This is a genomic window from Alloalcanivorax sp. C16-1, from assembly GCF_046507805.1.
GTDB lineage: Bacteria > Pseudomonadota > Gammaproteobacteria > Pseudomonadales > Alcanivoracaceae > Alloalcanivorax.
Map to the genome: position 1 here is coordinate 238612 of NZ_JBKFTK010000001.1, position 13402 is coordinate 252013.

Here is a 13402-nt window from a genome sequence, read left to right on the forward strand (position 1 = left end):
GACCGTGCCAGGATGGGCCCCAACGTCGCCGGTTCCCGCCATGCAAGAACGACTCTATCTGCTGCAACGACACCTGCCCGAACTGCTCCATCTGGACAGCCTGATCCGTCTCGGCGAACGGCATCTTCGTGTCAGTGAGGTGCTCAGCGTGCGCCAGGGCGGCCTGGACCTGCCGGTGCGGGTGATCGAGATGGGCAGCCGTTCACCGGCGGCGCCGGCGATCGGTTTCTTCGGCGGCGTGCACGGCGTGGAGCGGATCGGTACCCAGGTGATTCTGTCCCTGCTGCACAGCCTGATCCACCGGCTGCAATGGGACGACCAGATGCACCGGCGGCTGGAGAGCGTGCGGCTGGTGTTCATGCCGATGGTCAATCCGGGCGGCATCTGGCGGCGTACCCGCAGCAACCCCAACGGCGTGGACCTGATGCGCAACGCGCCGGTGGACGCCGACGGCCGGGTGTCGTTTCTGGTCGGCGGCCACCGCCTGAGCCGCCGGCTGCCCTGGTACCGGGGCCGCGCCGGCGCGCCCATGGAAGCGGAGGCCCGGGCGCTGATCCAGGTGGTGCAAGAACGGTTGCTGAACGCGCCGGTGTCGCTGAGCCTGGACTGCCACAGCGGCTTCGGCCGCCGCGACCGCCTCTGGTGTTGCTACGCGCGCACCCACAAACCCATCGAGCATCTCGCCGAGGTGTTCCGGCTCAAGCAGCTGCTGGAAAACACCTACCCGCACCACCACCCCTATCTGATCGAACCCCAGTCGCTCAATTACACCACCCACGGCGACCTCTGGGATTATCTGTACGACCAGGCCCTGGAGCGGCACCCGGAGCGCACCTTCCTGCCGTTCACCCTGGAAATGGGCTCGTGGCTGTGGGTGCGCAAGAACCCGCGCCAGATGTTCGACTTCTTCGGCTATTTCAATCCCATCATCGGACACCGCCACGACCGGGTACTGCGCCAGCACCTGCCGCTTTGCGATTTTCTGATCGCCGCCGCCGCCAACGCTGGCAACTGGCTGCCCACCGGCGAACGCCGCCGCGCCCTCGCCCGGGAGGCGGTGCGGCACTGGTTTGGAGAATCTTAATCCCGCTGGTGGCTTTTCTTAATCCCGCTGGTGGCTTTCCATAAACCCGCTGGTGGCCCTCCTCTTGCATCCGTACACTCGTTTCAATCGTTGAGGAGGACCACCATGATCAGAATAACCACCGCGCTGCTGCCGCTGGCGCTGCTCACCGGCTGCCAGATGTTCGCCTATCAGGAACCCACCGGCGCGGACACCGCCACCGTCACCTTCACCGGTGACGCCGCCGCCCAACCGGCGGTGTGCGTGCCGGGCAGCGGCTTCAAGGACACCCGCGAGGCGCTGGCCGTGAAGCCCTGGGAAACCAACGCCTTCGACAAGCTGTTCCAGACCATGAAGAAAAGCGAAACGGTGACCGTGGCGCTGGCGCCGTCGGACCAGGCCCGGGTGGGCGTGGTGTTCAGCGAGGCCCGCGCCGGCGGCGGCCGGGACCGTTGCCGGGTGGCGGCCCAGTTCGAGGCCCGCGCCGGGGAACGTTACCAGGCCCGTTTTACCCGCACCGACACCGGCGCCTGCGGCCTGGAGATCCGCGGCGAGGACGGCGCCCGCGCCGACGCCGTGCCGGTGGACTGGCAGTGCCCGGACTGACACCGGCCACACCGGGGGCGGCGGGCATCGGCGCCGCCCCATCCTGGTGCGACGCACCAAAACAGAGCCCCGCCCCCTCCCCGTTTTCGTTATTTTACCTTTCCCGCTCCGCCTGACCTTCCCCAATCCCCTGATACAGAACGTTTTTCTATTTTTGGCACGCTCCCTGCTAAATAACATTCAGCCTCCCGGGCCAGTGCGCCAGGAGCGCACAAAAACAGTTATTTGCAAAGAGGGTTGCACATGAAACAGGTATCCAAGATGAAGAAGACCGTTCTGGCCGCCGCGGTGGCCACCTCCGCCGCCGTACTGGCCGCGCCGTCCGTGGCGGTGGCCGAGGTCAGCGGCAACGTGGGTGTATCCAACATCTACCTGTGGCGTGGTCAGGATCTGTCCGCCGGTAACGCCCAGGTCTTCGGTGGCTTGGACTACGCGCATTCCTCCGGTCTGTACGCCGGTGTGTGGGGCAGCTCCGAAAACGACACCGACGGTGACGGCGACGCCAGCACCGGCGGCATGGAATACGACCTGTACCTGGGCTACGGCGGCGCCGTGGGGGACTTCAGCTACGACCTGTCCTTCGTGGACTACAACTACCCGAACGCCACCGACGCGGACTTCCAGGAAGTGGTCGCCAGCCTGGGCCTGGCCGGCTTCTCCGCCGCCGCCTACATCGGCGTGGGCGACTACGGCCACGGCAGCGACGCGGTGGACAACAAGGACAACTACTACAACCTGGGCTACAGCTACGATCAGTTCGGCATCAACGTGGGTTACTTCGATTTCGACGCGGATTCTTCCGACTACACCCACGTGGACCTGACCTACGCCCTGACCGATGAGCTGGGCTTCACCGTCTCCAAGGTGGTCGACTCCGATGACGACAACATGGACGACGCCAACGATACGCTGTTCGTGGTCACCTATGCGCTGTCGTTCTAAGCAACGACCTTTGACGTTTTGATAGACCGTTTGAAAGACGGATAGGCAGAAAACCCGGGCGGGCTCTCTCCCCCCGCCCAACCTTTTTCACACCGTGGGGCCCTCCCTGGTCCTCGCTGGAAACGCAAGCAGGCCCCACGGTGTTTTTTAATTCCTCCCTCTGAATTCCCCACCCTCTAGGGGGCGCTGTGGCGCACCTCGAACGCACCGCAAAGATCATCGTGGTTGCTGAACGTCAGGCACACCTCGACCCGCTCCCCGGCACGGGGCACATCGGTCAAACGGGTCAGTTGCAGAAAGCGCCGGCCGGGCCGGAAACGCAGCCGGTCACCGGGGTCCAGCCGCACCTCGTCGAGCCCGCGCTCGCGCCGCTGGCCGCCCTCGCCGGCCACCATCTCGCGCAATTCGGCGCTACCGGCGAAGCGGGCCTCGGCGCCTTCCAGACGCACCGACCGATTGCCCCGGTTGTACAGGTCAAAGTAGCCGGCCATGGCCGGGGCCACCGGCGGCACGGCGCGCAGCCAGGCGTTGCCGAGGGTCAGGTCATCGGCGGCGGCGCCGGTGGCACCCGCCAGCAGACCGGCGCCCAGCAGGGCGCCGCGAAGAACGCCAAGGGTACGTGGCATCGTTCACCTCCATCGGTCAGGACCGCCCAGGCTAGGGGATCGGGAGGCGCGATGCACCCGCCCGGGGTGGGCGGGTGCGGCGGGAAAGGCGCTCAGGGGGCCTCGCGGCGCACCGGGAAGTCGCTGCACAGATCGTCGTGATCGGTAAAGGTCAGACAGATCTTCACCTCTTCCCCGGCTTCGGGGATCGAGGCGACCTTCATCAGCATCAGATGCTTGCCGCCGGGGGCGAAGGTGGCCTGGTCACCGGGCTCCAGGGTGATGCCGCTCAGGTGCACCATGCGCGCCTGGCCGTCCTCGGTGGTTTCGGTGTCGTGCAGCATGGCCCCGCCGGCGATATCGGTTTTGGCGCCGGTGAGTTCCACCGCCTGGTCGCCGTCGTTACGCAGGGTGAAGTAGCCGGCCATGGTCGGGGATACCGGCGGCACCGCGCGCAGCCAGGCGTTGTCCAGCACCAGGTCGTCGGCGGACGCGGCGCCCGCCAGGGCCAGCAGGGCCGCGCCGGCCAGGCCGTTAAAGAAGGCTTTGTACATCATCGGTCACCTCGTCGATGTTGAAGTCCGACGGGTACAGCTTGCGCACCCGCCCCTGCTGGTCCAGCAGGTAAACATAGTCACTGTGGGTAAAGTCGTACTCCCGCCCGCCGTCGCCGGATTGCAGATAGACCACCCCGTATTGCTCCGCCACCGCGCGGATCCCCGCCTCGCTACCGGTCAGGCCGATCACGTTGGCCTTGAACCAGGGCACGTACTCGCTCAGGTGCGCCGGCGTGTCCCGCTTCGGGTCGAAGGTGATGAACAGCGGCTGCACCGCCTCCGCATCACCGGCCTCGCGCAGGTTGCGGTACACCTGGGACACCCGCGCCAGGGTCGCCGGGCAGATATCCGGGCAGTGGGTGTAGCCGAAGAACATCAGCACCACCCGCCCTTGCTGGTCGCTCAGCCGGAACGGCTGGCCGTGATGGTCGGTGAGGGTGAAATCCCCGCCCAGGCGGGTGTTCACCGGCAGTTCCTGGCGCGGCTCGGCGCAGGCGGTCAGCAGCAGCAGGCCCGCCAGGGCCGGCCACGAACGAAAAACGGTCAACATCGGTTCCTGCTCCGGAGTGCGACGGCGGCGCCGGATGATACCGCGCCGGGTCCGCCGCGAGCCAGACGGTGCGGCGTTTTGCCACGCCCGGGGTTCGCAGTTTAGCGCCGCCGGCGGTACAATCGGCGCCCATTTTCCAGTGATCGACGGTGTTCCCCCATGGCGCGCAAGCTGTTTATTCAGACCCACGGCTGCCAGATGAACGAGTACGACTCCACCCGCATGGCGGACCTGCTGGGGTCGAGCCACGATCTGCAGCCCACCGACAATCCGGAAGAAGCGGACGTGCTGCTGCTCAACACCTGTTCGATCCGCGAAAAGGCCCAGGAAAAAGTGTTCCACCAGCTGGGCCGCTGGAAGCGCCTGAAGGACCGCAATCCGGACCTGATCATCGGCGTGGGCGGCTGCGTGGCCAGCCAGGAAGGCGAGGCGATCCGCGAGCGCGCGCCCTATGTGGACGTGGTGTTCGGCCCGCAAACCCTGCACCGCCTGCCCGGCCTGATCACCCAGGCGTCCACCACCCGGTCCCTGGCCATCGACGTGACCTTCCCGGAAATCGAGAAGTTCGACAATCTGCCGGAACCCAGCGTGGACGGCCCCAGTGCCTTCGTGTCGATCATGGAAGGCTGCTCCAAATACTGCACCTTCTGCGTGGTGCCCTATACCCGTGGCGAGGAAGTGAGCCGCCCGGTGCGCCCGGTGCTGGATGAGATCCGTCACCTGGCCGACCTGGGCGTGCGCGAGGTCAACCTGCTGGGCCAGAACGTGAACGCCTACCGGGGCCAGGGCGCCGGCGGCGCGATGGTGGATTTCGCCGAGCTGCTGCTGCTGATCCGCGACATCGAGGGTATCGACCGCATCCGCTACACCACCAGCCATCCGATGGAGTTCTCCGATGCGCTGATCGAGGTGTACCGGGAAATTCCGGAACTGGTGGACCACCTGCATCTGCCGGTGCAGTCCGGCTCCGACCGCATCCTGGCGCTGATGAAGCGCAACCACACGGCGCTGGAGTACAAGGCCAAACTGCGCAAGCTGCGCCGCATCCGCCCGGACATCTCCTACAGCTCCGATTTCATCATCGGCTTCCCCGGCGAAACCGACGCGGACTTCGAGGCGACCATGAACCTGATCGCCGACATCGGCTACGACGCCTCGTTCAGCTTTATCTACAGCCCGCGGCCGGGCACCCCGGCGGCGGACCTGCCCGACGACGTGCCGATGGCGGTGAAGAAGGAACGGCTGCGCCTGCTGCAGCAGCGCATCAACCAGCAGGCTCTGGATATTTCCCGCAAGATGGTGGGCAGCACCCAGCGCATCCTGGTGGACGGCTTTTCCAAGAAGGACCCGGGCCAGCTCAAGGGCCGCACCGAGAACAACCGGGTGGTGAACTTCGCCTGCGACGACATCGACCTGATCGGCGAATTCGTGGACGTGGAGATCCTGGAGGCCCTGCCGAATTCTTTACGGGGCGGGCTCACGGCGCTCGTCTGAACCGAGCGTCGATGGCCATATTGAAATTCCAAATCGGTTTAACCGTGATCTTTATTTAAACCAGCGGTTATATAAACTGGCGTCCATTCGTTTCCGATTCGCCCGTATCCATTGATAAGGAGCCCGACAAATGCGTGTTTGGCTGACCGCCGCTTTGCTGTCCCTGGCCTCCCTGGCCAGCGCCCAGCAGACCATCCTCAACAGTTCCTACGACATCGCCCGGGAGCTGTTCCAGGCCTACAACCCGGAATTCCAGGCCCACTGGAAAGAGAAGACCGGCGAGGACATCACCATCAAGCAGTCCCACGCCGGTTCCTCCAAGCAGGCCCGCGCCATCCTCCAGGGCCTGGACGCGGACGTGGTGACCTTCAACCAGGTCACCGACGTGAACGTGCTGCACGACAAGGGCAACCTGATTCCGGCGGACTGGAACACCCGGCTGCCGAACAACTCCAGCCCCTACTATTCCACCACCGCCTTCCTGGTGCGCAAGGGCAACCCCAAGAACATCCAGGGCTGGGCCGATCTGGCCAAGGACGGGGTGGACGTGGTGTTCCCCAACCCCAAGACCTCCGGCAACGGCCGCTACACCTATCTGGCCGCCTGGATGGCCGCCGAGGAGCGCTTTGACGGCGACGAGGAAAAGATCCGCGATTACATGGCCCACTTCCTGGCCAATGTGTCGGTGTTCGATTCCGGCGGCCGTGGCGCCACGGTGACCTTCGCCGAGCGCCAGATCGGCGACGTGCTGATCAGCTTCGAGTCCGAGGTGAACAACATCCGCAAGCAGTACGGCAGCGACGAGTACGACGTGGTGGTGCCGAAGACCTCGGTACTGGCCGAGTTCCCGGTGACCGTGGTCGACAAGGTGGTGGACAAGCGCGGCACCCGCGAAGTGGCCACCGAGTACCTGGAATACCTTTACAGCAAGGACATCCAGCAGTTGCTCACCACCTTCAACTATCGCGTGCATGATCCCGAGGTGGTCAAGGCCACCGAGGACCAGTTCCCGCCGGTGAAACTGCTCAAGGTGGAGGACTACTTCGGCTCCTGGGAAAACGCCCAGCAGACCCACTTCGCCTCCGGCGGCGAACTGGACAAGCTGCAGGCCAAGGCACGGAGCCTGCGTTAATTGGCGATCCTGCGCACCCGACATTCGGTTCTGCCCGGCTTCACGCTCAGCTTCGCGCTGAGCGTGTTCTTTATCTGCCTGGTGATTCTGGTGCCGCTGTCCGGGCTGGTGCTGCACGTCAGTGACATGAGCTGGGACCGCTACTGGTCGGTGATCAGCAACCCGCGCAGCCTGGCCAGCTTCAAGGTCACGGTGCTGTCCGCCGCCGGCGCCAGCCTGATCAACGCGGTGGTCGGTATGCTGCTGGCCTGGGTGCTGGTGCGCTATCGCTTCCCCGGCCGCCGGGTGATGGACGCCCTGGTGGACCTGCCCTTCGCCCTGCCCACCGCCGTGGCCGGCCTGACCCTGTCGGCGCTGTTCGCCGCCAACGGCTGGCTGGGCCAGTGGTTCGAGGCCGCCGGCATTCCGGTGGCCTACACGCCACTGGGCATCATGATCGCCATGAGCTTCACCAGCCTGCCGTTCGTGGTGCGCGCGGTGCAGCCGGTGCTGGAGGACCTGACCCCGGACGTGGAAGAAGCCGCCGCCACCCTGGGCGCCACGCCGATGGCGTCGTTCTTCAAGGTGGTGCTGGCCCAGCTGATGCCGGCCCTGCTCACCGGCACCGCCCTGGCCTTTACCCGCAGCCTGGGGGAATACGGCGCGGTGATCTTTATCGCCGGCAACATGCCGTTCGAAACCGAGATCATCTCGCTGCTGGTCAATATCCGTCTGGAAGAATACGACTTCGCCGCCGCCAGCGCCCTGGCCTCGGTGATCCTCGGCGCATCGCTGGTTCTGTTGTTCGGGATTCAGGTGGTGCAGGGGCGGATGATCAAGCGTTGGCAGGGCGGGTGAAGCTGCAAGCTCCCTTCTATATTGCGACAGCCCGCCCGATGAACAACACCGGCCCGGTGGGGCGGTCCTTGGGCGAGCCGCCTTGCGGTTCCAGGGTCAGTTCGAACAACTGACCGCTCTCCACGCCGCCCACCTGGCTGGCGGGGATCACCAGCGTCCGGCCCGGTTCCACCAGCCCCAGGGAGCGGGGGCCCGGGGCGTCGTTTTCCAGAGTCCAGAACTGCACGCTGCGGTCCGCCGCGTACTGACCGGCCACCAACGGCGTCAGTTGCAGGTCGCCGTCGGCGGACACGGTGACGCGCCAGCCGGGGCTGGCGGCCTCGCCGGGGGCCTGCAGCACCACCGTGTAGACCGGCGCCGGGGCGCGCAGGGGCCCGGCCAGCAGCACCACCGCCACCAGCAGCGCGGCGCTCACCGTGCGCCACACCGACACACTGGCCCAGCCGGCCCGCCACCAGGGCGTGGCCAGGCCGGCCTGGCGCGCCACCCGCCGCCACAGATGGGGCGGCAGGCGCTCCTCCGGCAGCAGGTCGGCGGCGCCGGTCCAGCTTTCCCGCCAGCGCGCCGCCAGCCGGGCCGCTTCCAGGTCCAGCGCCAGCCAGCGCTCGATTTCCTCGGCGCGCTCGCCCTGATGCAAACCGAGTACGTACTCGGCGATCAGCAGACGGCGCTCCCGCGGGTCGTCGGGGATCATAGCCGCAGACACTCCTCCAGCCCCTTCAGGCCGGACCGGATCCGGCTCTTGATGGTGCCCAGGGGCACCGCCAGGTGTTCAGCGATCTGTTCATAGGTATAGCCCAGGTAAAACGCCATCAGGATCGGCCGCCGCCGCTCGCCGCGCAAACCGCGCAGACAGACGCGCAGGGCCCGGTCCCGGCGCTCGTCCAGGGAGCATTGCTCCGGCGAGGGGCCCGGGTCGGGCCAGTCGTCGCCGGGCAACGCCTCGTGGTCGTGGCGCCGCGCGCCACGGTGCTGGCTGAGCAGCCGCAAGCGCAGGATACCGTGCAGCCAGGCCCGGGCGCTGCCCCGTTCGTGGTGGAACCGGCGCGCGTTGCGCCAGGCCTGCACGAAGGTGTCCTGCACCGCGTCCTCGGCGGCGGCGCCGTCGCCGGTAAAGCGACGGGCCAGCGCCAGCAGACGCGGTGCTTCTCGAAGATAGAGCCGATGGAAGGCGTTCCGATCACCGTCGGCGCAGGCCATCAGCAGGGTGTTGCCGTGTTCCAGGTCTTGCTGGCCGTCGTCCATGGCGGGATCCGGGGCGCGAAGAAGATTGACGTGATCTTGCCGGTGTCGGCGAGAAGAGTCTGTCAACGCGGCCCGCCACTCCCCCCGGAACAGGCGGCCACCCTTCCCTGACCGGGAAGAGTGACCCGCCGGCCCTTATTCGGGCGCGCGGCCCAGGTAGTCGGCGATCAGCGACACCGATTCCGGTGACGCCTGGTCGTAGCTCAGCGACGGCGCGATGTCGCCACTGGCGGCTTCCAGGATGTTGTCGAAGCGCAGTACCTTGCCCTGGGATTTCTCGGCCACGTACAGGTGCTCACCGTCGAAGGCGATGTCCACCGGGTTGCCGAGCAGGGTGTTGCCCACGGTGCCGTTGTCGCCGTTGTCGATGCGCACCGCCACGTTGGTGATGCCGTCGGCGGTGGACGCGCCGTCAAGCACGTACAGCTTGCCGTCGGTGGGGTTGGCGCCGCTGCCCACGTCGGACAGGATCAGCTGGTCGGTTTCCGCCACATGGACGATGCCGTGCAGGTTGGTGGGCGCGGCGAAAGCGGTGCCACCCTCGGCGGGCACGATGATGCGGTCCGCGCCGGAGGCGCCGCGCTCGCTGCCGTAGTCGTCGAACACCGCCACGGTGCCGTTGGTGAGCGCCACGTACAGGCGGTCGCCGTCCGGGTCATAGTCCAGGTCCCAGGGCGCCACGGTCAGATCGGTGACGAACACCGGCGCGCTGTCGCCGCCGGCCTGGGTGCTGAACACGCGCACCGCCGGATCGCCCTGGTCGGTGACCAGCACCCAGCCGAGGCCGTCGGCCACGTCGAAGCCCTTGGGCGCGGACAGGCCGGTATTGCCCCCCTCGATAATACGGTCGCGGCTGGCGTCCAGGCTGTCACCGTCACGGCCGGTGGCCAGGCGGTTGATCACGGCGATGCCGGTGTCGGCGGTCACATAGGCGTCGCCCATCTGATTGAACGCCAGGCTTTCCCGGTCCTGGCCGGTGGTGAAGCCGCGCTGCTGGCTGGTCAGACCCAGGTCCAGAATCACCACGTCCGCGTCCCCCGGCGCCGCCGGCGGGTTGCTGGTCACGGCCACGCCGGTAAAGGTGACGCCGGTGGCGTCGATGTCGGACAGATCCGGCATCGGCGTGTACTCCACCAGACGCGCCAGGGATTCCGGTTTGACGCTGTCCACCACCAGGTTCGGGGCCACGTCGCCGCTGGCGCCGCTGAACACGTTGCGGTACACCAGCACCGCGTCGTTGGACTTCTCGGCGATGTAGGCGGTATCGCCATCCAGGATCAGATCCACCGGGTTGCCCAGGCGGGTGGCCGGGCCGGCCACGGTGCGCGACGGGGTCACGGTGCCGCTGGCGGTGGAGGCGTTCTCGATCACGTACAGGGCGCCGTCGTCGGCGATGGCCGCGTCACCCACGTCGGTGATCACCAGGGTGTCGGTGTCGGCGCGGTAGTCGATGCCGTGAATATTGGAGGGCGTACCGGCGCCGTCCGGGGTGATGGTGCGCGCCGGGGTGGCCATGAAGCCGCCGGCCACGTAGTCGTCGATCACCAGCACGGTGCCATTGGTCATGGCCAGGAACACCCGGTCGGCGTCCTCGTCATAGACCAGGTCCCAGGCGTTGGCGGGCAGCGCGGTGGTGGCCAGGGGCACGGCATCCTCACCGGCGGCGGTGCCGAACACCTGCACGCTGTTGCCGCCGGTGTTGGCGGCCATCACCAGACCGGCCCGGTGGGCGATGGCGATGCCCTTCAGGGTCATCGAGCCGTCCGCCGGAAAATCGCGGTCCAGGGCGGCGTCCGGGGAACCGGCGTCGGCGCGCTCGGCGAGGCGGTGCAGCACCTGCAGGCTGCTGGGCGCGCCGTTGCGGTCGTTGGCGGCGTACAGGTTACCCAGCAGATCCAGGGCGATGCCCTCGTTGGCGTCCGCCGCGAAGGTGGCGGTGACGTTCAGGTCGGCGTCCAGCCGATCCACCTGACCGACCACGCCGCCGCCGTTGTGCATCACCAGCAGGGGCGTGCCCCGTGGCGCGGCGTCGCCGCCGCCCGGCGCCCGCCGGCTGTCACTGTTGCCGCCGCAGGCGGCCAGGGTCACCGCCATCGCCAGGGGCGTCAGCCACATCAAACCTTTGCCTTTCACGTTCATGCTTTTCTCCTTGTTAAGCTGGAATGCTTCACCGTGGGCCGGGCGTCTCGCGCTCCGATTTCCCTGGGGTGATACGCACGGCGGGCGGTTTTGGATGTAACCGTGGGTAAAAAAATGTGGCGAAGGGTGGGCCGGTGATCTAACCGAATGCCCAGATGTTCTAAAACAGCGCTTTATTTTGCTGATACGGAATATAGAATCGGGACCCTGCTTTTCTTCCCCCGAGACGGAGTCGCCGCCCCATGCCCCGACATTGGCACCAATGGGCCCTGATCCTGGCCGCCTTCGGCGCCGTGGTGGTGTTGCTGGTGCTGCCGCTGGTGCTGATCTTCAGTGAGGCCTTTTCCCAGGGCGCCGCCGTGGTGGCCGACAACCTGACCAGCACCGACATGATCAGCGCCATCAAACTGACCGTGATCGTGGCCCTGGTGACGGTGCCGGTGAACCTGGTGTTCGGGGTGCTGCTGGCCTGGTGCGTGACCCGCTATGAATTCCGGGGCCGCAAGCTGCTCACCACCCTGATCGACATCCCCTTCGCCATGTCCCCGGTGGTGGCCGGCCTCTGCTACCTGGTGGTCTACGGCGGCCAGAGCGTGGTCGGGCAGTGGCTGGACGACACCTTGGGGCTGCAGCTGATGTTCGCCCTGCCGGGCATGATCATGGTCACCGTGTTCGTGACCTGCCCCTATGTGGCCCGGGTGCTGATTCCGCTGATGCAGTCCCAGGGCACCGAGGAAGAGGAGGCGGCGGTGCTGCTGGGCGCCTCCGGCTGGCAGGCGTTCTGGTACGTGACCCTGCCGAAGATCCGCTGGGCGCTGCTCTACGGGGTGGTGCTCACCAACGCCCGGGCGGTGGGCGAATTCGGCGCGGTCAGCGTGGTGTCCGGGCTGATTCGCGGCGAGACCCTGACCCTGCCGCTGCTGATCCAGATGCTCAACGAGGACTACAACAGCGTGGGCGCGTTCACCGCCGCCGGCCTGCTGGCCGCCCTGGCGCTGGTCACCCTGCTGCTGAAAACCGTGCTGGAATGGCGCCAGCGCCACAAAATCGATGCCGCCCAGGAGGTAACCCCGTGAGTATCCGCGTCGAGTCGATCCGCAAAACCTTCGGCGGCTTCACCGCCCTGGACGACATCAGCCTGGACGTCTCCGACGGCGGCCTGGTGGGCCTGCTGGGCCCGTCCGGGTCCGGCAAGACCACCTTGCTGCGCATCATCGCCGGCCTGGAGCGGCCGGACCGGGGCCGGGTGTTCTTCAACGACCGGGACGTGACCACCCTGGACGCTCGCCGCCGCCGGGTGGGCTTCGTGTTCCAGCAATACGCCCTGTTCCGCCATCTCACCGTGGCCGACAACGTGGCCTTCGGCCTGCGCATGCTGCCCCGCGACCAGCGCCCGTCCCGCGACGCCATTCGCGCCCGGGTGCGCGAGCTGCTGGAGCTGGTGCAGATGGACACCATGACCGGCCGCTACCCGGCGCAGCTGTCCGGCGGCCAGAAGCAGCGGGTGGCGCTGGCCCGGGCCCTGGCGCTGAAGCCCGAGGTGCTGTTGCTGGATGAACCGTTCGGCGCCCTGGACGCCAAGGTGCGCAAGGAGCTGCGCCGCTGGCTGCGCCACCTGCACGAGCAGATCGACGTGACCAGCCTGTTCGTCACCCACGACCAGGAAGAGGCCATGGAGGTCTCCGACCGGGTGGTGGTGATGAGCCAGGGCCACATCGAGCAGGTGGGCACGCCGCTGCAGGTCTATGAACAGCCGGCCAGCCGCTTCGTGTTCGATTTCCTGGGCCACATCAACGCTCTGGAAGGTCAGTACGACGGGCGCCTGTGGCGGGATGGCGAGGCCAGCCTGCGCCTGGACACCCACGGCGCCTGCCCGAACGGCGACCTGACCCTGTACCTGCGCCCCCACGAGGCGGAGCTGGCCCGCCAGCCCAGCGACAGCGCCTCCCTGCCGGTGCGGGTGGCCGGTCGCAGCGTGTTCGGCGGCACCGTCACCGTGGAGCTGGAACCGCGCGGCTGGGGCCGGGGCATCGTGGAAGTGGAAGTGGACCGGGAAGCCTGGCGCGAGCTGGACCCGCAACGGGACGAACCGCTGTTCCTGCTGCCCCGGGATCTGCAGACGGTGACCTGCGACGGCGACCTGGGCCCCCGGGTGCGGCCGGCCTGAGCGAACTCTGTAAAATCGGTAAAACCGCGGCGCCTCACGGGTTACACTGCGGGCTCAGCCCCAAG

14 protein-coding genes are annotated in these 13402 nt (G+C 67.2%); 8 read left to right on the forward strand and 6 right to left on the reverse strand.

The annotated features are described in order from the left end of the window. Positions 1–40 precede the first annotated feature (40 nt). From ACLD0W_RS01210 to ACLD0W_RS01220, 3 genes are all read left to right on the forward strand, one after another. The gene (locus tag ACLD0W_RS01210; RefSeq protein WP_410305697.1) at positions 41–1084 is read left to right on the forward strand and encodes a M14 family zinc carboxypeptidase; all 1044 of its coding nucleotides are present in this window, start codon (positions 41–43) and stop codon (positions 1082–1084) included. A 105-nt stretch (positions 1085–1189) separates the two neighbouring features. Next, positions 1190–1669, forward strand: coding sequence for a hypothetical protein (locus ACLD0W_RS01215; protein WP_410305698.1), 480 nt, complete (start codon positions 1190–1192; stop codon positions 1667–1669). 243 nt (positions 1670–1912) lie between these two features. Continuing rightward, entirely contained in the window at positions 1913–2611 is a 699-nt protein-coding gene (locus tag ACLD0W_RS01220) for a TorF family putative porin (RefSeq protein ID WP_410305699.1), read from the forward strand. Between the two features lie 176 nt (positions 2612–2787). Here the strand turns inward: ACLD0W_RS01220 and ACLD0W_RS01225 are convergent, their stop codons facing one another. The 3 genes from ACLD0W_RS01225 to ACLD0W_RS01235 form a co-directional block, all read right to left on the reverse strand. After that, positions 2788–3237 carry a copper chaperone PCu(A)C gene (locus ACLD0W_RS01225; RefSeq protein ID WP_410305700.1) on the reverse strand — a complete coding sequence of 150 codons (450 nt, stop codon included), beginning with the start codon at positions 3235–3237 and terminating at the stop codon, positions 2788–2790. 92 nt (positions 3238–3329) lie between these two features. Beyond that, positions 3330–3773, reverse strand: a complete 444-nt coding sequence (locus tag ACLD0W_RS01230) for a copper chaperone PCu(A)C (protein WP_410305701.1) — start codon at positions 3771–3773, stop codon at positions 3330–3332. After that, positions 3751–4323, reverse strand: coding sequence for an SCO family protein (locus ACLD0W_RS01235; protein ID WP_410305702.1), 573 nt, complete (start codon positions 4321–4323; stop codon positions 3751–3753). The genes ACLD0W_RS01230 and ACLD0W_RS01235 overlap by 23 nt, the downstream gene beginning before the upstream one ends. Before the next feature lie 159 nt (positions 4324–4482). Here ACLD0W_RS01235 and miaB point away from each other — a divergent pair, with 159 nt between their 5' ends. The 3 genes from miaB (at position 4483) to cysT (ending at position 7786) form a co-directional block, all read left to right on the forward strand. Next, complete coding sequence (miaB, locus tag ACLD0W_RS01240) at positions 4483–5817, forward strand: tRNA (N6-isopentenyl adenosine(37)-C2)-methylthiotransferase MiaB (protein ID WP_410305703.1); 1335 nt, start codon at positions 4483–4485, stop codon at positions 5815–5817. Positions 5818–5947: 130 nt separating this feature from the next. Then, positions 5948–6949, forward strand: a complete 1002-nt coding sequence (gene cysP, locus ACLD0W_RS01245; RefSeq protein ID WP_410305704.1) for a thiosulfate ABC transporter substrate-binding protein CysP — start codon at positions 5948–5950, stop codon at positions 6947–6949. Positions 6950–6955: 6 nt separating this feature from the next. Continuing rightward, the gene (cysT, locus tag ACLD0W_RS01250; protein WP_262731517.1) at positions 6956–7786 is read left to right on the forward strand and encodes a sulfate ABC transporter permease subunit CysT; all 831 of its coding nucleotides are present in this window, start codon (positions 6956–6958) and stop codon (positions 7784–7786) included. A 16-nt stretch (positions 7787–7802) separates the two neighbouring features. On the opposite strand, the gene ACLD0W_RS01255 is transcribed toward cysT, so the two are convergent. From ACLD0W_RS01255 to ACLD0W_RS01265, 3 genes are all read right to left on the reverse strand, one after another. Continuing rightward, positions 7803–8480, reverse strand: a complete 678-nt coding sequence (locus ACLD0W_RS01255) for an anti-sigma factor domain-containing protein (protein WP_410305705.1) — start codon at positions 8478–8480, stop codon at positions 7803–7805. Further along, positions 8477–9031: an RNA polymerase sigma factor gene (locus ACLD0W_RS01260; protein ID WP_410305706.1), complete on the reverse strand. Its 555-nt coding sequence runs from the start codon at positions 9029–9031 to the stop codon at positions 8477–8479. Before ACLD0W_RS01260 ends, ACLD0W_RS01255 begins: the two co-directional genes overlap by 4 nt. 135 nt (positions 9032–9166) lie before the next feature. Beyond that, positions 9167–11170 (reverse strand): hypothetical protein, encoded by a 2004-nt coding sequence (locus ACLD0W_RS01265; RefSeq protein WP_410305707.1) that lies wholly within the window; start codon positions 11168–11170, stop codon positions 9167–9169. Between the two features lie 242 nt (positions 11171–11412). Here ACLD0W_RS01265 and cysW point away from each other — a divergent pair, with 242 nt between their 5' ends. Next, on the forward strand, positions 11413–12246 hold the full coding sequence (cysW, locus tag ACLD0W_RS01270) for a sulfate ABC transporter permease subunit CysW (RefSeq protein WP_410305708.1): 834 nt from the start codon (positions 11413–11415) through the stop codon (positions 12244–12246). After that, positions 12243–13337 (forward strand): sulfate/molybdate ABC transporter ATP-binding protein, encoded by a 1095-nt coding sequence (locus ACLD0W_RS01275; RefSeq protein WP_410305709.1) that lies wholly within the window; start codon positions 12243–12245, stop codon positions 13335–13337. Before cysW ends, ACLD0W_RS01275 begins: the two co-directional genes overlap by 4 nt. The last annotated feature ends 65 nt before the right edge of the window (positions 13338–13402 follow it).

Excerpts from the sequence above, each read along its gene's own strand:
- ACLD0W_RS01210 (WP_410305697.1), top strand. The coding sequence starts at position 41 with ATGCAAGAACGACTCTATCTGCTGCAACGACACCTGCCCGAACTGCTC.
- ACLD0W_RS01215 (WP_410305698.1), top strand. The coding sequence starts at position 1,190 with ATGATCAGAATAACCACCGCGCTGCTGCCGCTGGCGCTGCTCACCGGC.
- ACLD0W_RS01220 (WP_410305699.1), top strand. The coding sequence starts at position 1,913 with ATGAAACAGGTATCCAAGATGAAGAAGACCGTTCTGGCCGCCGCGGTG.
- ACLD0W_RS01225 (WP_410305700.1), bottom strand. The coding sequence starts at position 3,237 with ATGCCACGTACCCTTGGCGTTCTTCGCGGCGCCCTGCTGGGCGCCGGT.
- ACLD0W_RS01230 (WP_410305701.1), bottom strand. The coding sequence starts at position 3,773 with ATGATGTACAAAGCCTTCTTTAACGGCCTGGCCGGCGCGGCCCTGCTG.
- ACLD0W_RS01235 (WP_410305702.1), bottom strand. The coding sequence starts at position 4,323 with ATGTTGACCGTTTTTCGTTCGTGGCCGGCCCTGGCGGGCCTGCTGCTG.
- miaB (WP_410305703.1), top strand. The coding sequence starts at position 4,483 with ATGGCGCGCAAGCTGTTTATTCAGACCCACGGCTGCCAGATGAACGAG.
- cysP (WP_410305704.1), top strand. The coding sequence starts at position 5,948 with ATGCGTGTTTGGCTGACCGCCGCTTTGCTGTCCCTGGCCTCCCTGGCC.
- ACLD0W_RS01255 (WP_410305705.1), bottom strand. The coding sequence starts at position 8,480 with ATGATCCCCGACGACCCGCGGGAGCGCCGTCTGCTGATCGCCGAGTAC.
- ACLD0W_RS01260 (WP_410305706.1), bottom strand. The coding sequence starts at position 9,031 with ATGGACGACGGCCAGCAAGACCTGGAACACGGCAACACCCTGCTGATG.
- ACLD0W_RS01265 (WP_410305707.1), bottom strand. The coding sequence starts at position 11,170 with ATGAACGTGAAAGGCAAAGGTTTGATGTGGCTGACGCCCCTGGCGATG.
- cysW (WP_410305708.1), top strand. The coding sequence starts at position 11,413 with ATGCCCCGACATTGGCACCAATGGGCCCTGATCCTGGCCGCCTTCGGC.